The following is a 17,379-nucleotide window of genomic DNA, read 5'->3' on the forward strand; positions in this document are numbered from 1 at the left end:
GGCCTATTCTGGGCGAGTGCCCGGTGGCAGCACCTTCGCGAGGACCGACGGCGCGGCGGCGCGTGCCGAACGCAGGCGGGCCCGTACCCGTGCCGCGATTCTGGACGCGGCCGAGGCGGTATTCAGCCGCGAAGGCTACGACGGGGCGCGAATCGAGGCGATCGCCGCTACGGCGGACGTGTCGGTCGGGACGATCTACACCCACTTCGACAACAAGCGCGGGGTCTATCTGCATCTGGTTGATCGATCCCTTGAGTTGTTCACCGAGTACATGGCGCGCAGCGCCGACCCGACGATGACGCCGCTGCAGCGTGTCCTCGCCGGTGGCGACGCATACCTACGGTTCCACGTGGACCACCCGGGTGCCTTTCACTTTCTGGCCTACCGAAATCCGGGTACGGCACCGCTTTCCGGCGACGACGGACCCGAGGCGAAGATCGGCGACCGGGTTGGGCTACTGCTGCGCCGGTTCGCGGCGCAGATCGACGACGCGATCGCGGCGGGTGAGGCACGACCGGTCGACTCGATTCGCCTGACCCGGTTTCTGTGGGGAGCGTGGAACGGTGTGATCGCATTGCGCCTGCAACCGGAGGGGCTTCGGCTCTCGGAGTCGGAGATCGCCGAGATACTGGAACTGGCGCGCTGGCTGCTTCGGGAGGGATTGGCGAGTTCGGCGTTGCGTGACGAGAACGGCGAGGTTGGCGACCGCGTTCCGTTGCCCCGGATCAGATGACGCCGGCCGCTGCGCGCAACATCTCGCGCAGCCGATGTGCGTCGACCTTGCCGGTGCCGCCGCGCGGCACGGCGTCGTCGGAGTCCAGCAGCAGCCACACCGTCGGAACCTTGAAGGCACTGAGCAATCCCTTTGCCGCGCCGTGCAATTGCTCGGCGGTGAGCCCAGGATGGCCGCACACCACCACGGCGCCCACCCGTTGGCCCGCCGGGCCCGGCACGTTGGTGACGAAGGCGTTGTCGATGCCGTCGATCGCGCGCAACGCTCGTTCGACCTCGCTCGGATAGACCGTGGCGCCGCTGACCTTGAACATGTCGTCGGATCGGCCGTGGTAGAACAGGAACCCCTGCTCGTCGAGGTGGCCGAGGTCGCCGGTCGGATAGAAGCCGTCGACGGTGAACAACTCTTCGCGGCTGCGACCGCAGATGCCGCGCAAGGTGTGTGGTCCGCGGAGCTGGATCATGCCGGCCGACCCGGCCGCGACCGGCTCGCCGCTGTCGACGTCGACGATGCGAACTTCCATGCCCGCGAACGGCTTTCCGCAGCTGCCCCACGCCGACGCGGGCATGTCCGTGTCGGCCGGGTAGCCGCAGTACGGTCCGAATGCCTCCGTCATGCCGAACAGGGTGGCCCGCGCACCGGGTGCGGCCCGCTGCTCGGCCGGCAGCAGGGCTTCCAGGCTGCCCGGCCGCAGCGCCGAGAGGTCGGCGCCGGACGAGCCGGCGTGCCGGGCCAGTGCCTCGGCCTGATCGGGCCAGCCGCGAAACAGGGTGACGCGCTCGCGCTCCAGCAGTCGCAGCGTGGTGTCCGGCCGGGGGATCTCCTCGGTCACCAGGGTGGCGCCGGCCAGCAGGACGGACAGTATTCCGCTGCCGAAGCCGCCCACCCAGAAGAACGGCATCGGCAGATACAGCCGGGTTTCGGCGGTGATGCACCGCGCCTCGAGACCCGAGCGCACGGCGCCCAGCGCGCTGCCGTGGGAGTGTACGACCCCCTTGGGTGTTCCGCTGCTGCCGGAGGTGAACATGACGACCAGCGGGTCGGCGGGGGTGACCGTTGCGGTCATGGCGTCGATGATGTGCCGCGCGCGAGCGCTCGCGGTGGCGTTGTCAAGCTGCCCGGTCCACCAAACCCGGCGTAGCGCAGGCAGTTCGGATTGCGGCACCGCCTTCAGGTCGTCGAGGTAGCGATGGCCCCGGAATTCGTCGACGCTGACCAGGAACTGCACGGCCGCGACGCGCAGCTGCGCGACGAGCTCGCGGGGTTGCAGCAGGGTACTCAACGGAACCAGCACGGCGCCGATGCGGGTCAGCGCGATGGCGACCTGCACCCAGCGGGCGCCGTTGGGCATGATCAACCCCACCCGGGTGCCCTTGCCGACGCCGGCGTCGACGAATACGGCCGCTAAATCGCGTGTGGTCGAATCGAGTTCGCGGTAGCTGAGCCGCGACGAGGGATCGATCACCATCGGCGTGTCCCCGTCCTGGTCGGCCCGAAGCCGCACCAGCCGGTCGACGGTGCTAGGCATCGAAGAGCTTTCTCAGTCGGCGCAGGTCGACCTTGCCGCTGGACATCAGCGGCAGGTCGGCGCGCGCCACGGTGATGAACCGCTTGGGGATCTTGTATGCGGACAGTTCGGCCTTGAGTCGCTCGCGCAGCGCGGCGTCGTCGAACGCCGCGGCGCCGTCGGTCCGGACCACAACCGCGGCGACGAGTTGCCCGCGGCGCGCGTCGGGCAGGCCGATCACGTAGGCCGGCGCCCCGCCGGTGACCTTGGTGATGGCCTTCTCCACCTCGGTCGCCGAGACGTTGGCCCCGGCCGTCTTGATCATCGCGCTGCGCCGGCCGACGAAGTAGACGAAGCCATCGGCGTCCGTGCGCACCAAATCGCCGGTGTGCAACCAGCCGTCGGCGTCGAAGCACTCCTCCCGCGCGCGCTTGTAGTAGCCCTGCATGACGTACGGACCGCGGATGCAGAGTTCGCCGACCTCGCCGACCGCGACGCATTCGCCCGTGTCGGGGTCGATCAGCATCGTCTCGAATCCGGGTGCGGGCTTGCCGAACGACCCGCGCCGCGCCTCCGGCTGGTCGGCTTCATCCTCGGCGATCAGCACGACGCTGCCGGCCTCGGTCATGCCGAGCATGTTGTGGCGCAGCTCGGGGTCGGCCGGCCTGGTGTCGGGCGCCATGATCGGGTACAGGTTGCCGCGCCGCATCGATGACAGATCACGCTCGGCATAGCTCGGGTGCTCGGCCAGATGGGCGATGCCTGCCACGAATCCGTTGGTCATGGTCGGCTTTTCGGCTTCCAGCAAGTCGAGTGTCGCGCCGGCGTCACTGGCGTTGGAGCACACCAGGGTCGATCCGGCCACCAGGGTGGCCAGCAGGCCGAACGCGAACCCGCCGATCCAGAAGAACGGCGAATTGCAGAACAGTTTGTCCGCCGCGGTCAAACCGCGAATCCTGTTGAGGTTGCGCTGATGTCCGAGCAGCGCGGCGTGCGTGTGCACCACACCTTTGGGAGTGCTGGTGGATCCCGAGGTGTAGGCGATCGCCAGCGGATCGCAGCCGTCGACGTCGGCCTCTATCGCGTCCAGGAGTGCGGGGTCGACGCTTCCGGACCGCTCGTATGCCGGCTCGTGAGTGATCGCGACGTGGCGCAGTTGCGGGGCGGCGGGCGAAAACAGCCGGGACTCGAGGTCGCCGACGGAGAGGACCTCGGCCAATCGCCGCACGTAATCGTGAGAACGAAAAGACGCTGCGGCCAACAGGATTTCGACATCGCTGTCGACCAACTGCTCGCGCATCTCACGGGCGGTGACGAACGTCGAGAACGGCACCACCACGGCGCCGATTCGTGCGGCGGCCAGCATCGCGATGACGAACGCGGGGCCGTTGGGGTAGAGCACCCCGACATGGGTCCCCTTGCCCGCGCCGAGGGCGATCAGCCCGCGGGCCAGCTCCGCGGACCGGGCGTCGGCGTCGGCGTAGCTGATCCGCTCGGCGTCGCAGACGAGCAGCGGGTGATCGTCGCGCGAGCGGGCTTGACGTCGCAGGACTTCGGCGACGGTGCAATCACCGGGCATGGTCGCGCTGTGCCGCGGACTCTTCGAAGAAGCGCCGGATCTCGCCCAGGTCGGCCTTGCCCGACGGGGTGCGCGGGATCGAGCCGACGATCGCGATCTCGGTGGGAATCTCGTAGCGGGCCAACCGCGTTCGCAGATGGTCGACCAACGTGTCGGCATCGGCGGCCGGCGGGTCGCGCAGCTCCACCATCGCGACCGGCGTCTCGCCGAGCCGGGCGTCGGGCCGCCCGATCACGGCCGCGCCCGCCACTGCGGGGTGGGCCTCCAACGCGGCGCGAACGTCGTCGGGCATCACCTTGAACCCGCCGCGGATGATCGCTTGATCGGCCCGCCCGACGATCCAGAGGAAGCCGTCCGCGTCGATGCGCGCCAGATCGGTGGTCCGCATCCACTGCGCCGAGTGCCCCAGCTGTCCCGGCTTGACCTCCAGCAGCCCGACCTGGTCGGCTCCCAGCGGCGTGCCGGCGTCGTCGACCACCCGCAGTCGCGCGCCGGGGTTGGCCCGCCCGACGCTGCCGCGTTTGGTGGCCCAGTGGTTCTGGTAGTCGGCCAGCGTCCAGCCGGCCACGCCGCCACCGAATTCTGTTGCGGCATAAGAGGTAAGAACGGGAATGCCGTACTTTTCGGTGAACGCGTCGGCGTCGTCGGCCGACAGCGGGGCGGTGCCGCAGGTGACCGCGCGGATGCTGTCCAGGTCGGCCCGGGTCAGGTCGGAGTGCAACACCGTGCGCAGCGCGGCCGGCACCAGCGATACCGCGCCGGGCCGGTGCGCGCGCACCGCCCGTGCCCACGCGTTGAGTTCGAAGCGTTCAAGCAACACAAAGGATCTCGCTTCGGTGACGCACTGCAGCACCCGGAACACGCCGCCGATGTGCACCAGCGGCGAGTTCACGATCGCGACACCACGTCGCAGCTCGAGCGGCGGGTGATCGGGGTTCGGACCCAGCACGCTGCGCGCCAGCATGTCGTAGCCGAGGTCGATCCGCTTGGGCGGACCGGTCGTGCCGCTGGTCAGCATTCGCACCGCGACTTCTGCTGCGGCAGTCGACCCGTCGTGATGCCGTGCCGACTCCCCGGGGCCCTCGAGGCGCCCGCAGACCGGCAGGGTCGGCGTGCCGGGGGCCACCAGCGTGGCCAGGTCATCGGGCTCGCCGACCACCAGGGGCAACTGCAGCGCGGCGATATCGGCGCGGGTGCGCTCGTCGCCGCGGGACGGATTGATGGTGACCACGGTCCCGCCACCCAGCAGCACACCCAGGAACGCCGCCACCTGGCCCGGCCGGTTGCGCAGCAGCATTCCGATCGCGGCGTTCTCGCGGTGTTCGGCGGTCACCGACGCCATCTGCCGTGCGGCAGCGGCGATCTGGCCCCAGGACAGCCATCGGCCGTCGTATTCGATCGCGGGGGCGTCGGGCTGCAGATCCAGCACGGCCGCGATGCGTTCGCTCAGCGGATGACGGCCCATCAGCGGATCTTTGGTTCGGCGCCCTTGCCGTCGGCGTCCCGCCGCGCAGCCAGTTCGGCGGTGCCCAGCGGGTTGCCCAGCCGGGTGTAGATCAATCCCTGCTCGAGGGCCGCGCGGTAGGGCTTGTCCAGCGATTCCCAGATCGCCTTGACGGTGCCCTGCGTCGCCGACGGCGGCTTGGCCGCGATCGTCGCGGCGATCTGGTGGGCACGGTCCCACAGCGCATCGGTCGCGACCACTTCGGATACCAGCCCGATCCGCAACGCGGTGTCGGCGCTGACCCGTTCGTCGTTGCCCATCAAGGCGATGCGCAACGTCTCGCCCAGGCCGATGCGGCGCATCAGGCCGATCGGCTCGAGCGCGCAGACCAGGCCGGCCGAGACGTGTGAATCGAAAAACGTCGCTTCTTGCGAGCAGATGACCACATCGGACTCGTTGATGAAGTAGAACGCGCCCGCGGTGCACATGCCCTGAACGGCGCACACCACCGGTTTCCACAGCTTCTGCCACTTGGGGCTGAGCAATTCGCCGGGATCCTCGTGGTTCCATATATTTTCGGGTTGCCCGTAGGGCGTTTTGATGTCCAGACCCGCGCTGAAGGCTCGGCTGCCGGCGGCCCGCAGCACCACCGCATGCACCGAGTCGTCGAGTTTGACGGTGCGCCAGGCTTCGGCCATCTCCTCACACATCGTGCGGTTGAACGCATTGAGCTGGTCGGGACGATTCAGCGTGATGGTCGCGACGTGGTCGCCCGCGTCGACGTCGAGGAGAATGGTTTCGAAGCGCGCGGTACTCATCGGCACTGCCAATTGGGTTTGCGCTTCTCCACGAAGGCCTTCGGGCCTTCGGCGGCGTCCTCGGTGCGCAGCACCCGCTCGCGGAAGGTTTCGGCCATGATCTCGGCCTCGTGCAGCGGCACGTTCAGGCCCTTGAGAATCGCCAGCCGGGTACCCCGAACCGCCAGCGGCGCATTGGAGTTGACGATGTCGGCGATCTCGCGGGCCCGGTCGAGTAACCGGTCGTGCTCGACGACCTCACTGATCAATCCGAGTTCGTAGGCGCGGGCCGCACTCATCCGTTCGTGCTTGCCCATCAAGGCCATTCGCAGGGCGATCGAGCGAGGCAACACCCGCGATATCCGCACCAATTCGCGGCCCGCGACCAGCCCGATGCTGACGTGCGGGTCGAAAAAGGTGGCCTGCTCGGAGGCGATGACGATGTCGGTCGTGGTGACCCAATCCATCCCGGCGCCACAACAGATTCCGTTCACCGCGGTCAGCACCGGCTTGGCCATCGTGCGAAACGGGGGAGTGCCCTCCTGCGGCGCCTCCCATTGGTCGTAGGTCGACAGGTACGGCCGCTCGTAGATCACCTTGCCGTCTTTGGGGATCTCCCGGACGTCGGCACCGGTGCAGAATGCGCGGCCGGTGCCGGTCACGATCGTCATCCAGACGTTGTCGTCATTCTCCACCTCGTCATAAGCGGCGCGAAGCTCGGTGATCATGTGCGGGCTCAGCGCGTTGAGGGCCTCGGGCCGGTTCAGGGTGATGGTGGCGGTATGCCCGTCGACCTCGTAGTCGATGGTGTCGAACGAGTCAGCAGGCATCCGTGTTCCCTTCATACCGGTACGACCGAAAGCCTAGCCGGTCAGCGTCCGTCGAATTTGGGCGTGCGCCGTTGCCGGAAGGCTTCCAGGCCTTCTTTGAAATCTTTTGTCCGACAGGACAGTTCCAGATTGAACAGCTCCTGACTCATGGACTGGCTCAGCGACGCCTGCAGGCCGTGATTCAGGGCCTGCTTGGCCAGTCCGATTGCCACGGTTGGCCCTTCGGCGAGTCGCGCCAGCAACTGCTCGACGGCGCCGTCGAGCTCGGCCGGGTCCGCGGCCTGGTGAATCAACCCCCAGTCGGCCGCGTCGGCCCCGCTCACCTTCTCGCCGAGCAGCAGCATGCGCCGGGCCCGCGCCACCCCGGCCAGGCGGGGGAGCAGCCAGCTCGCGCCCGAATCGGGGCTGAATCCCCGTTCGATGAACGGCTCCCAGAACACCGCATCGCGGGCCGCCACGGCAAAGTCCGCGGCCAGAGCGAGATTGCAGCCCATCCCGACCGCCCAGCCCCGCACGGTGCACACCACCGGGAGCTGGATGGTGTGCACCAGTTCGATCACCCGGTGCGCGGCGTGCGGGATCCGGCGCACCAGCTCGCCCGCGCGCGGGCGCGGTCCGCCGGCGCTGTTGGTGGCCACCCAGTCGGCGCCCGAGCAGAAGTCTTGCCCGGCGCCGCGCAGATGGATCGCGCGCAACGAGTCGTCGGCGGCGGCCTCGGTCAGCACGCGGACCATCGTCTCGATCATCAAGTGGGTCAACGAATTACGCCGCTGAGGGCGGTCCAGGGTGAGTCGCAGGATCGCGCCCTCCCGGCATGCTGTCACCGACCCCTCGGCGTCGGCCGCATCGGCGTCGTGACTCACCGTCGGATCCGGCCTTTCTCAGCGCTACGGTTACCCATACAGTAGGCAATTCGATTGATACGCTGTATAAGTTATCAAGGAAACGCAGCCGACGGAACAACCGGGTCGAACCCGGTGAAAGGGGGTCGCATGCCCGATCGCACACCGGTACGCGCCGATGACGCGAAATTCGGCGAGGCGCCCCTGGCCCAGACCGTGGCGGCCGCCGGTGCGATGCGGCGGCTGAGTTCCCTGCTGCTCTCGCTGGAACATCCGCACCCGACCGTCGATGCGATGCTGGCGAAGTTCGGCGAGTGGGAAGGCGAACTGGCGTCGGTGGCTTCGCCGGACAGCGCGCCCCGCATCGGCGAGGTCGACGGGGATTCCCCAGACCCGCGCCGGGTCTATCTCAACCACGCCACCGACATCGGCGCCTACAACCCGTCGTTTCCCGAGTACTCGTTCGATCACCTCGACGCCGACACGGCCACCGGTCGGGTCGTGTTCCCACTCGTCTACGAAGGGCCGCCGGGACTGGTACACGGCGGCTTCCTGTCCGTGTTTTTCGACTGCGTGATCCAGCATCACAGTTGCGTGATGGGGCTGTCCGGCAAGACGCGATCCCTACAGGTCACGTTTCGTCGGCCCACGCCGCTGTTGACCGAGCTGCGTTTCGACATCGCCCGGTCGCAGGACGAACGCGGCATCGCGTCGACGGCGCGGCTGTTGCTCGGCGACGACGTGCTGTGCATCGGCGAGGTCAATACCCTGGCGTCGCAGTCGGACAAGCTGAGCGGATACCGATTCGGCAGGCGGCGAAAGGAATCCGCGACATGACTGCCTCGAACGACGATCGCGTGCTTTTCGAGATCGATGCGGGCAAGAGAATCGCGACGATCACGCTGAACAATCCAAAGCAGCGCAACTCCTACGACGCCGGCATGCGTGAGGCCGTCGGCCGCTGCCTGGATCGGGTGGCCGACGACGACGATCTGACCGTGGTGCTGCTGCGCGGAGCCGAGGGGGTCTTTTCCACCGGGGCCGACATGAACAACGCATACGGCTGGTATGGCGACAAGTCCAAGGCGCCCGATGCGGCCAAGCGGCGACCCAGCCAGCGCAGACGACTTACGGTGGACCGCAAGTCATTTAGCTTCTATCACAACTTCATGGGCTTTCCGAAGGTGACGGTGGGGGAGATCTCCGGCTACGCCCTGGGCGGTGGCTTCGAGATGGCGCTGATGACCGACATCTCGGTGATCGCGCGCGACACGAAGGTCGGCATGCCGGCGACGCGTTTCCTGGGGCCGGCGCTGGGCAGCCTGCACATGTTCTTCCACCGGTTGGGGCCGGTGCTGGCCCGGCGGCTGCTGTTGACCGGTGACGTGATCGAAGCGGGCGAGCTCGAACATCTTGGAATCTTCACCGAGACATGCGATCCCGGCGCCGTGACCGCGCGCGCCCGGTACTGGGCCGAGAAGGCGGCGAAGATGCCCGCCGACGGGGTCGTCATCGCCAAGGAGGCGTTCCGCCTGGTCGAGCAGAGCCAGGCGTACAACGGTGAGGAAGTCGCGAGCTATCTTTTCCACGCCTTCGGCACCAACCTGCAGTTCGGGCCCGACGAGTTCAACTTCGTCAAGACTCGAGCCCAACACGGCACCAAGGAAGCATTCCGGTTACGCGACGAGCACTTCCATGTGCCGGAACCGGAAGCCTAGCAACCGGATTCGTGCCTAGTGGTTCGCGGTCGTCTTGGGCCGCGAGGATGGTTTCGTCGCCTTGCGCGGCCGCGATGTCGTCGACTTGGCTTTTGATCCCTCGTCGATCAACCGGTTGGCGTGGTCGAGGATGCAGGTGAGGCCGTACTCGAAATTGGTTTCATCCGGTGCGCCGATCCGGTGACCTATCCGGCTTACCTGGGCGAGCAGCGGGGTCTTTTCGGGGTCGATGGCAACGGCATCCTCGATGGCGCGCGGGCCGACGTCGGAGGACTGGTTCTTTTCGTAGAGCCGCTGCAGTACCACCGAGCCGCGGACGTGCACCGAAACCGCCGAGTAGGTGTCAAAGGCATCTTCGGGGGTGAGGCCGGCCTCGACCAGGTTGGAGATCGCCTTCTCCATCTCGAGCGCGCCCAGGCGGGCCGCCTTGGGACTCAGCGCGGCGCGAATCAAAATCAGGTCGCACAGAATTGGGTTGCCCATGAACGTCTTACGCATCGAGCGCGCGTGGTTGCGCAGGGTTTCGCGCCAGTCGCTGGCTTCGACATAGGGCGTGGCGAACACATACTTGCTCAGGGCGCGGTCGGTCATCGCGTTGAGCAAGTCGTCCTTCTTGCGGAAATACCAGTAGATGCTGGTAACGCCGACGCCGAGGTGTTTGCCGAGCAGCGGCATGCTGAGGTTATCGATCGACACCTGCTCGGCGAGTTCGAATGCGCCACTGATGATGTCGTCGGGGTTGATGGACCCGCGTTCGCGTCGTTGACGCTTATCAGCGGTTGCCTGCTTTGCCACTACGGGCACCTCCATCAAAATGTATCCTGAGCGTACGGTTTTCCAACCGTGCCACCGATTGAATCAAACTACCGGCAGATATGCTCCTACCTGCGTATATGTAGGCGTGTCGCCATTCGGGTATGACCGTCAACCGGGCTCTCGTACGCTTTTTCATCTGCTACTGTAATACCTATCGTAGGCTTTTTGATATATACGGCTGGACGGGCAAAGATGACCGGACGCACGCCATTGGCTGCCTCGCCGCGAGGGCCGCGGATATCACCATGGATCTAGGCCTGGCGAATGCGACAGCAGTAGTTGTCGGAGGTAGCCGCGGCATGGGTTTGGCCGCGTCCCGTTGCCTCGCCGAAGACGGTGCCCGGGTGGCGGTGGTCGGCCGAACTCAAGCCTGCATCGATAGCGCGGTGACCGATCTCACCGGCCGTGGCAGCCCGGACGCCCTGGGATTCGCGGCCGACATCGGTGACGCCGCGGCGGTGGACAAGGTATTCGCCGAGATCTCCGCCCGATGGAACGGCGAACTCAACGTACTGATCAACACGGTCGGCCCGGGAGCGGCGGGCAGCTTCGAAAACCTCACCGACGACCAGTGGCGTCAGTCCGTCGAAGACGGCGTGATGGGGATGGTGCGCTGCGTGCGTTCGGCGCTTCCGCTGCTGCGCAAGGCCCAGTGGGCACGCGTCGTCAACTTCTCGGCGCATTCGACACAGCGGCAAAGTGTCATGCTGCCCGCCTACACGGCGGCCAAGTCGATGCTGACGAGCGTCTCGAAGAACCTGTCCTTGTTGCTGGCCAAAGACGAGATCCTGGTCAACGTGGTGTCACCGGGCAGCATCGCGTCCGAGTCGCTCGTCGGCTGGGCCGACTCGGTCGGCGTCGACGGCAACGACCCCTATCGCCTGATGGAGGCCATCGACAAGCACTTTGGCCATCCGGCACACATGCCGCGAGCCGGGCTGCCCGAAGAGATCGGGCCCGTTGTCGCGTTCCTCGCGTCGCGGCGCAACTCCTACATGACCGGCGCCAACATCAACGTCGACGGTGGCTCAGACTTCACCTGATCTCAAATCGCTTGGCCGACAAAAGGAGTGAACTGTGGCGACAGCTGCGCAGGCGCGTACCTGGGCGCGCGGAGCATTGCGGGGAATCGGTGACTCCCTCTATACCCCGTTCTGCGGCACCGACGGCGATGACATCGACTGGGATGCCTACCGGACGCTGGTGCGTTACTGCGTCGGTGATCTCGGGCACCCGATGTTGTGGTGCACCAGCGGAATCGCCGAGTTCTGGTCGCTGACTATCGACGAGCGGAAACGCTTGCTGGAAGTGGCGATCGAGGAGGCGCGCGCCATCAACCCCGACGTCGTGATCCAGGCCTGTACGGCCGCCATGGCGCCCAAGGATTGTCTGGATCTGACGCGGCACGCCCAGCAGGCGGGCGCCGATATCGCCTACATCCAGACGCCGATGATGGAGGCCCACGGGGGCGAAGGCGTGTTGCGCTTCTTCAAATACATTGCTGCGCGTACGGATATCGCACTGGGGATGTTCAATTCGCCGTCCTCGGGGTATGTGTTGACCCCGGCCGAAAGCGCCCGGATCTACGACGAGGTACCCGCGGTGTGCGCCACCAAGGAGGGCGCCTTCCGTCCCGAGGCCAGCCGCCGGCTGCACGAATTAGCGCCCGGCCTGGCGGTATGGGAATGCGACAGGACGGTGTATCGCGCCGGGTGGTTGCGGGCGGGGATCGTCTGCCCGGCCCAATTGGGCACCGCTGGTTATCTTTTCGAAACGCCGCAGCGGCGGCAGTTCTCCGAGTATTGGGACCTGATACTCAACGACAAGCTGCTCGAGGCAATGGACTACGGGCGCGAATCCGGCATGGACCAATTCGATCTGGACATCGGGTCTTGGTGGACCTGCTACCCGGGCCGATCCGATTACTTCACCCACTGGGGCGGGGCGTTCAAGTACGCCGCATCCTTGTTGGGCCTGCCGATCGGTGACTACCCGCATTCCCGGCCTCCGCAGGCGGAGCTGCCCGCCGAGGCCAAGGCCCAAATGGAGACGGCGTACCGCCGGCTCGGGCTCATCGACTAGTCAAAGCCCTTGCGCAGCGCCTCGGCCCTGTCCTGCTGCGCTTGCCCCTGCCGGATCCAGTCGTTGCGGCCCGCGACGGTGCCGACCGCTTCCGTGGCCTTGCCGACGACGTCGATGACGACGCCCTTGACGGTGTCGAGCATTGGCGATTCCCTCCCGCTGCCTGGTGGCTGCCTCCACTACCTTTCCTTCCCTGCTCCCCCGGCCTTCCCTGCCGGCCGACGCGGGAAACCACGATTGGACCGTGGCCCTCGCCACAGTGTGCGACGTCGACCCGACTCCGGTGGCCTCCCGGACTGCGGCTCATATCGGTGAAATTCGCCGTTTGGCCTGGGTTCACGGTGCCGCGGGGACGGTTGTGGAATGCAGTACCGATAGGTATACAGTATGGGTACAAAGCCCACCGAAATCCGTAGTCAAAAGCATGAGGAGGTGCCGCGGAAGATGTCCGGCAGCGACGGTGCCTCCCAGGACCCCCAAGCTGACGACGCGGTGCTCTACGAGGCCACGGAGACCGGCGTCGCAATCCTGACGTTCAACCGGCCGGATCGCCTCAACGCGTGGGGTCCCGACATCGCGGCCGGGTTCTACGCCGCCGTCGACCGCGCCGAATCCGATCCCGCCGTCCGGGTGATCGTGCTGACCGGTCGGGGCCGAGGGTTCTGCGCCGGTGCGTATTTGGGCGCGCCGGGCGGGGCGGCCAAGGTCGGCGAATCGATGGAGCAGGCCGGGCAGACGAATCTCGCCGACCTGGTCGGTGAACGACCGCCGCATTTTGTCACCACGCTGCGCAAGCCGGTCATCGCGGCCATCAACGGTGCGTGCGTCGGCATCGGCCTGACCCAGGCGCTGATGTGCGACGTCCGGTTCGCCGCCGCGGGGGCCAAGTTCGGCGCCGTGTTCGCTCGCCGGGGCCTGATCGCCGAATTCGGTATCTCGTGGATCCTTCCCCGGTTGACCAGCATGGGCATCGCGCTCGATCTGCTGCTGAGTGCACGCACCTTTCTTGCCGAGGAGGCCGCCGAGCTCGGGCTGGTCAAGGAGGTCGTGGCGGCCGACGACCTGATGAAGCGTGTGCTGGAGTACGCCGAGGACATGGCGGCCAATTGCTCGCCGGCATCGATGGCGGTGATCAAACGGCAGGTCTACGGCGACGACATCCGCGATGTCGTGGACGCGAACAGCCGGTCCGAAGTCCTGGTGCACGAGGCGATGTCGCGGCCGGACGTCATCGAAGGGATCACCAGCTTCCTCGAAAAGCGGCCGCCGCAGTTTCCGTCGCTGCGCCCAACAGACGGCTAGTACCTCCGAAGGGATGATCATGAACAGCTTGAGCTACAAGGCGATTGACGTCGACAACCACTACTACGAACCGCTGGACGCCTTCACCCGGCACCTCGACAAGGCGTTCAAGACGCGCGGCGTGCAGATGGTCACCCAAGGCAAGCGCACCTTGGCCGTGATCGGGGGCCGGGTCAACCACTTCGTCCCCAACCCCACCTTCGATCCGATCATCGTGCCGGGCTGCCTGGATCTGTTGTTCCGCGGCGAGATTCCCGAAGGCGTCGACCCGGCCTCGCTGATGAAGGTCGAGCGGCTCACCGAGCACCCCGAGTACCAGAATCGCGACGCCCGCATCACGGTGATGGACACCCAGGACATCGAAACGGTGTTCATGCTGCCGACGTTCGGGTGTGGGGTCGAGGAGGCACTCAAGCACGACATCGACGCGACGATGGCGTCGGTGCACGCCTTCAACCTGTGGCTCGACGAGGACTGGGGTTTCGACCGTCCCGACCGCCGCATCATCGCAGCGCCGATCATCTCGCTGGCCGATCCGGCCAAGGCGCTCGAAGAGGTCGACTTCGTGTTGGCCCGCGGCGCCAAGCTGGTGCTGGTGCGTCCGGCGCCGGTGCCGGGCTTGGTCAAGCCGCGGTCCTTGGGTCATCCCAGCCACGACCCCGTCTGGGCCCGGCTGGCGGAGGCGGGGGTACCGGTGGGATTCCACCTGTCCGACAGCGGTTATCTGCACATCGCGGCGGCGTGGGGCGGCAAGGCGACCTTCGAAGGGTTCGGCGCCAAGGATCCGCTGGACAACGTGCTGCTCGATGACCGCGCGATCCACGACACGATGGCCTCGATGATCGTGCATGGTGTGTTCACCCGCCATCCGAAACTGAAGGCGGTCAGCATCGAAAACGGTTCCTACTTCGTGCATCGGCTCGTCAAGCGCCTCAAGAAGGCGGCCAACACCCAGCCGCGTGACTTCCCCGAGGATCCGGTCGAGCAGCTACGCAACAACGTGTGGATCGCCCCGTACTATGAGGACGACCTGCCGGAGCTGGCCGAGGTCATCGGCGTCGACAAGATCCTGTTCGGCTCCGACTGGCCACACGGTGAAGGCCTCGAGTCGCCGGTGTCGTTCACCGGGGAACTCACCGCCTTCAGCGAGTCGGATATCCGAAAGATCATGCGCGACAACGCGTTAGAGCTTCTCGGTGCCAAAGCCGCAGTGGCGGCTTAGGCGGCCCGGCCAGTGAGTGAATGGACCGTCGGAGCGGCTTTCGACGCGATCGCCGACGTCATCGGCGACCGCGTGATGACGGTATGCGGAGCGCGGCGCAGCACCTTCGCCGAGTCCGCGAGCCGAACCAACGGGTTGGCGAACTTCTTGAACGCCAACGGCTTCGGCGCGCACCGCGAGCGGGACACGCTGAACCGCTGGGAATGCGGTCAGGACCGGGTCGCGCTGCTGATGTACAACGACCTGTACCCGGACGCGGTGATCGCGTGTCTGAAAGCCCGGGTGGTCCCGGTCAATGTGAACTACAGCTATTCGCCGCGGGAGATCGCCGAGCTGTTCTCCTACGTGCGGCCCCGCGGCATCATCTATCACTCCTCGCTCGGTGCGCGGTGTGCAGAGGTGCTGCCGTCGGACGGTGCCGAGCTGCTGATCTCGATCGACGACGGCAGCGGCGCCGCCGAACTGCCGGGTGCGGTATCGCTGGATGATGCGCTGGCGCAAGGCGGTTCGGCAAGTCCGGCGCCGGGATCGCCCGACGACCTGATCATGATGTGCACCGGCGGGACCACCGGCCGTCCCAAGGGAGTGTTGTGGCGGCAAAGCGACATGTACGTGGCGTCGATGGTCGGTGCCGACCACGCCAGTGTCGAGGAGATCCACGCCAAGGTGCGCGGGGGCGGGCAGGCGTGGTTCGCGGTCTCGCCGCTGATGCATGCCGCCGGCATGTGGACCGCCTTCTCGGCGATCATGAACGGGTTCACGGCCGTGCTCTATGACGGGCAGGGCAAACTCGACGTGCGCTCGGTGTGGCAGACCGCCGAGCGCGAACGGGTCGGCATGATGACGATGGTTGGCGACGCCTATGCCGGCCCGCTGGTCGCCGAGTTGCAACGAGGTAGCTACGACTTGTCGTCGCTGAACGGGATCGGCACCGGCGGTGCCGCGACGAATCCAAAGTTCAAGCGCGCGTTGATGGAAAAGTTGCCGCAGGTCACCGTCATCGACGGCTACGGCTCGTCGGAATCCGGGAACATGGGGTTCGGGCACAGTCAACGCGGCACGCAGAGTGAGACTTTCGTGTTACGCGAGGGCGGAGCGGTGGTGTCGGAGGATCGCACCCGGTTCCTGCAGCCAGGTGATCCCGAGATCGGCTGGGTGGCGCGCAGCGGCCGGATCCCATTGGGCTACTTCGACGACGCCGAGGCCACCGAGCGCACCTTCCCGGAGATCGACGGTACGCGGGTGGTGATTCCCGGCGACCGGGCGAGCATCGAATCCGACGGCACCCTGCGCCTGTACGGACGCGATTCGCTGGTGGTGAACACCGGCGGTGAAAAGGTTTTCGTCGAAGAGGTTGAAGAGGTGCTGCGTACCCACCCCGGCGTCGCCGACGCGTTGGTGGTGGGGCGGCCCAGCGAGCGGTGGGGCCAGGAAATCGTCGCGCTGGTCGAGCTGCAGCCGGATGCCGGTGTCGTCGAAGAAGCCGAGCTCGCAGCCCTGTGCAAGTCGCAGCTGGCCCACTTCAAAGCGCCCAAGGCGATCCTGCTGGTGGAGCAGATCCAGCGGCTCGGCAATGGCAAACCGAACTACCGCTGGGCTAAACAAGCTGCCGCAGACCAGCTCCCGGCTACCGCACTGGCCGGCGCCGATGCGGAAGGATCCGCATGACCGATAAAGCGATTGACTGCCTGATCAACGTGCACTTCGGCGAGGTCGACTCCCAGCCCACCTGGATGCTCAAGGTCCGTGACGACTACTTCAAGGGCCCACAGTCGATGTTCGCGCCGGTCGACCTGTCCGAGCTGCTCGATGAGATGGACGAACAGGGCGTGCAGAAAGCCATCCTGATGGACAATCTCGCCAGCCCGTCGACCACCGCGCGCAAGTTCGTCGGGGCCAAGCCGGACCGATTCGCGCTGGCGATGGGCGGCGTCAACCTGCTGCGTCCGGTGGGGCCGTTGCGCGAACTGACCGCCGTCGTGCGCGACCTTCCGGTCGTGTATGCCGTAGTGGGACCGAGCTTTTGGGGTGATGGCCAGTACCCGCCCAGCGATGCCGTCTACTACCCGCTGTACGCCAAGTGCGCGGAGCTGGGCTTGCCGCTGTGCGTGAACACCGGTATTCCGGGGCCCCCGATCCCCGGCGAGGTACAGAACCCCATCCACCTGGACCGGGTGTGCGTGCGGTTTCCGGAACTCAAGCTGTGCATGATCCACGGCGCAGATCCATGGTGGGACATCGCGATCCGGCTGCTGCTCAAATACGCGAACCTTCGACTGATGACCTCGGCCTGGTCGCCCAAGCGGCTGCCGGAAAGCCTGCTGCACTACATGCGCACCCGCGGCCCGAACAAGGTCATCTACGCGTCGGACTGGCCGGTGTTGCGAATGCGTCGAGTGCTGCCCGAAGCCCGCGCGCTGGACCTGCCCACCGAGGTACTGGACAACTACCTGTACAACAACGCACAAGAGTTCTTCTTCGGCGACCGAGCCTGAGATACGACAGGA

16 protein-coding genes and 1 pseudogene are annotated in these 17,379 nt (G+C 66.5%); 9 read left to right on the forward strand and 8 right to left on the reverse strand.

Features of this window, described 5'->3' with window-relative positions:
* The first annotated feature begins 16 nt into the window (after positions 1-16).
* On the forward strand, positions 17-733 hold the full coding sequence (locus G6N55_RS25095; protein ID WP_085220885.1) for a TetR/AcrR family transcriptional regulator: 717 nt from the start codon (positions 17-19) through the stop codon (positions 731-733).
* On the opposite strand, the gene G6N55_RS25100 is transcribed toward G6N55_RS25095, so the two are convergent.
* From G6N55_RS25100 to G6N55_RS25125, 6 genes are read right to left on the reverse strand one after another with little or no spacing between them, the layout of a single operon-like run.
* Positions 726-2,261 carry a class I adenylate-forming enzyme family protein gene (locus G6N55_RS25100; protein ID WP_085220884.1) on the reverse strand — a complete coding sequence of 512 codons (1,536 nt, stop codon included), beginning with the start codon at positions 2,259-2,261 and terminating at the stop codon, positions 726-728. The genes G6N55_RS25095 and G6N55_RS25100 overlap by 8 nt on opposite strands.
* Complete coding sequence (locus G6N55_RS25105) at positions 2,254-3,819, reverse strand: class I adenylate-forming enzyme family protein (protein WP_085220883.1); 1,566 nt, start codon at positions 3,817-3,819, stop codon at positions 2,254-2,256. Before G6N55_RS25105 ends, G6N55_RS25100 begins: the two co-directional genes overlap by 8 nt.
* Positions 3,809-5,284, reverse strand: a complete 1,476-nt coding sequence (locus G6N55_RS25110) for a class I adenylate-forming enzyme family protein (RefSeq protein ID WP_085220882.1) — start codon at positions 5,282-5,284, stop codon at positions 3,809-3,811. The genes G6N55_RS25105 and G6N55_RS25110 overlap by 11 nt, the downstream gene beginning before the upstream one ends.
* Positions 5,284-6,081: an enoyl-CoA hydratase/isomerase family protein gene (locus G6N55_RS25115; protein WP_085221235.1), complete on the reverse strand. Its 798-nt coding sequence runs from the start codon at positions 6,079-6,081 to the stop codon at positions 5,284-5,286. Before G6N55_RS25115 ends, G6N55_RS25110 begins: the two co-directional genes overlap by 1 nt.
* On the reverse strand, positions 6,078-6,890 hold the full coding sequence (locus G6N55_RS25120; RefSeq protein WP_085220881.1) for an enoyl-CoA hydratase/isomerase family protein: 813 nt from the start codon (positions 6,888-6,890) through the stop codon (positions 6,078-6,080). The genes G6N55_RS25115 and G6N55_RS25120 overlap by 4 nt, the downstream gene beginning before the upstream one ends.
* Before the next feature lie 41 nt (positions 6,891-6,931).
* Positions 6,932-7,753 (reverse strand): enoyl-CoA hydratase/isomerase family protein, encoded by an 822-nt coding sequence (locus G6N55_RS25125; RefSeq protein WP_085220880.1) that lies wholly within the window; start codon positions 7,751-7,753, stop codon positions 6,932-6,934.
* Positions 7,754-7,882: 129 nt separating this feature from the next.
* Between G6N55_RS25125 and G6N55_RS25130 the strand changes: the two genes are divergently transcribed.
* On the forward strand, positions 7,883-8,569 hold the full coding sequence (locus tag G6N55_RS25130; RefSeq protein WP_085220879.1) for a hotdog family protein: 687 nt from the start codon (positions 7,883-7,885) through the stop codon (positions 8,567-8,569).
* Entirely contained in the window at positions 8,566-9,450 is an 885-nt protein-coding gene (locus G6N55_RS25135) for an enoyl-CoA hydratase/isomerase family protein (protein WP_085220878.1), read from the forward strand. The genes G6N55_RS25130 and G6N55_RS25135 overlap by 4 nt, the downstream gene beginning before the upstream one ends.
* A gap of 15 nt (positions 9,451-9,465) precedes the next feature.
* Here the strand turns inward: G6N55_RS25135 and G6N55_RS25140 are convergent, their stop codons facing one another.
* Complete coding sequence (locus tag G6N55_RS25140) at positions 9,466-10,260, reverse strand: TetR/AcrR family transcriptional regulator (RefSeq protein WP_085220877.1); 795 nt, start codon at positions 10,258-10,260, stop codon at positions 9,466-9,468.
* Between the two features lie 251 nt (positions 10,261-10,511).
* Between G6N55_RS25140 and G6N55_RS25145 the strand changes: the two genes are divergently transcribed.
* Together G6N55_RS25145 and G6N55_RS25150 are read left to right on the forward strand one after the other, a co-directional pair.
* Positions 10,512-11,309, forward strand: a complete 798-nt coding sequence (locus tag G6N55_RS25145; RefSeq protein ID WP_085220876.1) for an SDR family NAD(P)-dependent oxidoreductase — start codon at positions 10,512-10,514, stop codon at positions 11,307-11,309.
* Between the two features lie 34 nt (positions 11,310-11,343).
* Positions 11,344-12,348: a dihydrodipicolinate synthase family protein gene (locus G6N55_RS25150; RefSeq protein WP_085220875.1), complete on the forward strand. Its 1,005-nt coding sequence runs from the start codon at positions 11,344-11,346 to the stop codon at positions 12,346-12,348.
* A gap of 11 nt (positions 12,349-12,359) precedes the next feature.
* On the opposite strand, the pseudogene G6N55_RS25155 reads toward G6N55_RS25150, so the two are convergent.
* Positions 12,360-12,491: pseudogene (locus tag G6N55_RS25155) on the reverse strand (CsbD family protein); the annotation flags it as partial.
* 301 nt (positions 12,492-12,792) lie between these two features.
* Here G6N55_RS25155 and G6N55_RS25160 point away from each other — a divergent pair.
* From G6N55_RS25160 to G6N55_RS25175, 4 genes are read left to right on the forward strand one after another with little or no spacing between them, the layout of a single operon-like run.
* A complete protein-coding gene (locus G6N55_RS25160) occupies positions 12,793-13,650 on the forward strand; it encodes an enoyl-CoA hydratase (RefSeq protein ID WP_085221234.1) in 858 nt (285 codons plus the stop codon).
* A 19-nt stretch (positions 13,651-13,669) separates the two neighbouring features.
* Complete coding sequence (locus tag G6N55_RS25165; protein ID WP_085221233.1) at positions 13,670-14,872, forward strand: amidohydrolase family protein; 1,203 nt, start codon at positions 13,670-13,672, stop codon at positions 14,870-14,872.
* Positions 14,873-14,884: 12 nt separating this feature from the next.
* On the forward strand, positions 14,885-16,540 hold the full coding sequence (locus G6N55_RS25170) for an acyl-CoA synthetase (RefSeq protein ID WP_085220874.1): 1,656 nt from the start codon (positions 14,885-14,887) through the stop codon (positions 16,538-16,540).
* Positions 16,537-17,367, forward strand: a complete 831-nt coding sequence (locus tag G6N55_RS25175) for an amidohydrolase family protein (RefSeq protein ID WP_085220873.1) — start codon at positions 16,537-16,539, stop codon at positions 17,365-17,367. Before G6N55_RS25170 ends, G6N55_RS25175 begins: the two co-directional genes overlap by 4 nt.
* Positions 17,368-17,379: the final 12 nt, after the last annotated feature.

The sequence above is a fragment of the Mycobacterium florentinum genome (assembly GCF_010730355.1).
Classification (GTDB): Bacteria; Actinomycetota; Actinomycetes; order Mycobacteriales; family Mycobacteriaceae; genus Mycobacterium; species Mycobacterium florentinum.

Coding starts and splice junctions, on each gene's coding strand:
- G6N55_RS25100 (WP_085220884.1), bottom strand. CDS start 2,261: ATGCCTAGCACCGTCGACCGGCTGGTGCGGCTTCGGGCCGACCAGGAC.
- G6N55_RS25105 (WP_085220883.1), bottom strand. CDS start 3,819: ATGCCCGGTGATTGCACCGTCGCCGAAGTCCTGCGACGTCAAGCCCGC.
- G6N55_RS25110 (WP_085220882.1), bottom strand. CDS start 5,284: ATGGGCCGTCATCCGCTGAGCGAACGCATCGCGGCCGTGCTGGATCTG.
- G6N55_RS25115 (WP_085221235.1), bottom strand. CDS start 6,081: ATGAGTACCGCGCGCTTCGAAACCATTCTCCTCGACGTCGACGCGGGC.
- G6N55_RS25120 (WP_085220881.1), bottom strand. CDS start 6,890: ATGCCTGCTGACTCGTTCGACACCATCGACTACGAGGTCGACGGGCAT.
- G6N55_RS25130 (WP_085220879.1), top strand. CDS start 7,883: ATGCCCGATCGCACACCGGTACGCGCCGATGACGCGAAATTCGGCGAG.
- G6N55_RS25135 (WP_085220878.1), top strand. CDS start 8,566: ATGACTGCCTCGAACGACGATCGCGTGCTTTTCGAGATCGATGCGGGC.
- G6N55_RS25140 (WP_085220877.1), bottom strand. CDS start 10,260: ATGGAGGTGCCCGTAGTGGCAAAGCAGGCAACCGCTGATAAGCGTCAA.
- G6N55_RS25145 (WP_085220876.1), top strand. CDS start 10,512: ATGGATCTAGGCCTGGCGAATGCGACAGCAGTAGTTGTCGGAGGTAGC.
- G6N55_RS25160 (WP_085221234.1), top strand. CDS start 12,793: ATGTCCGGCAGCGACGGTGCCTCCCAGGACCCCCAAGCTGACGACGCG.
- G6N55_RS25165 (WP_085221233.1), top strand. CDS start 13,670: ATGAACAGCTTGAGCTACAAGGCGATTGACGTCGACAACCACTACTAC.
- G6N55_RS25175 (WP_085220873.1), top strand. CDS start 16,537: ATGACCGATAAAGCGATTGACTGCCTGATCAACGTGCACTTCGGCGAG.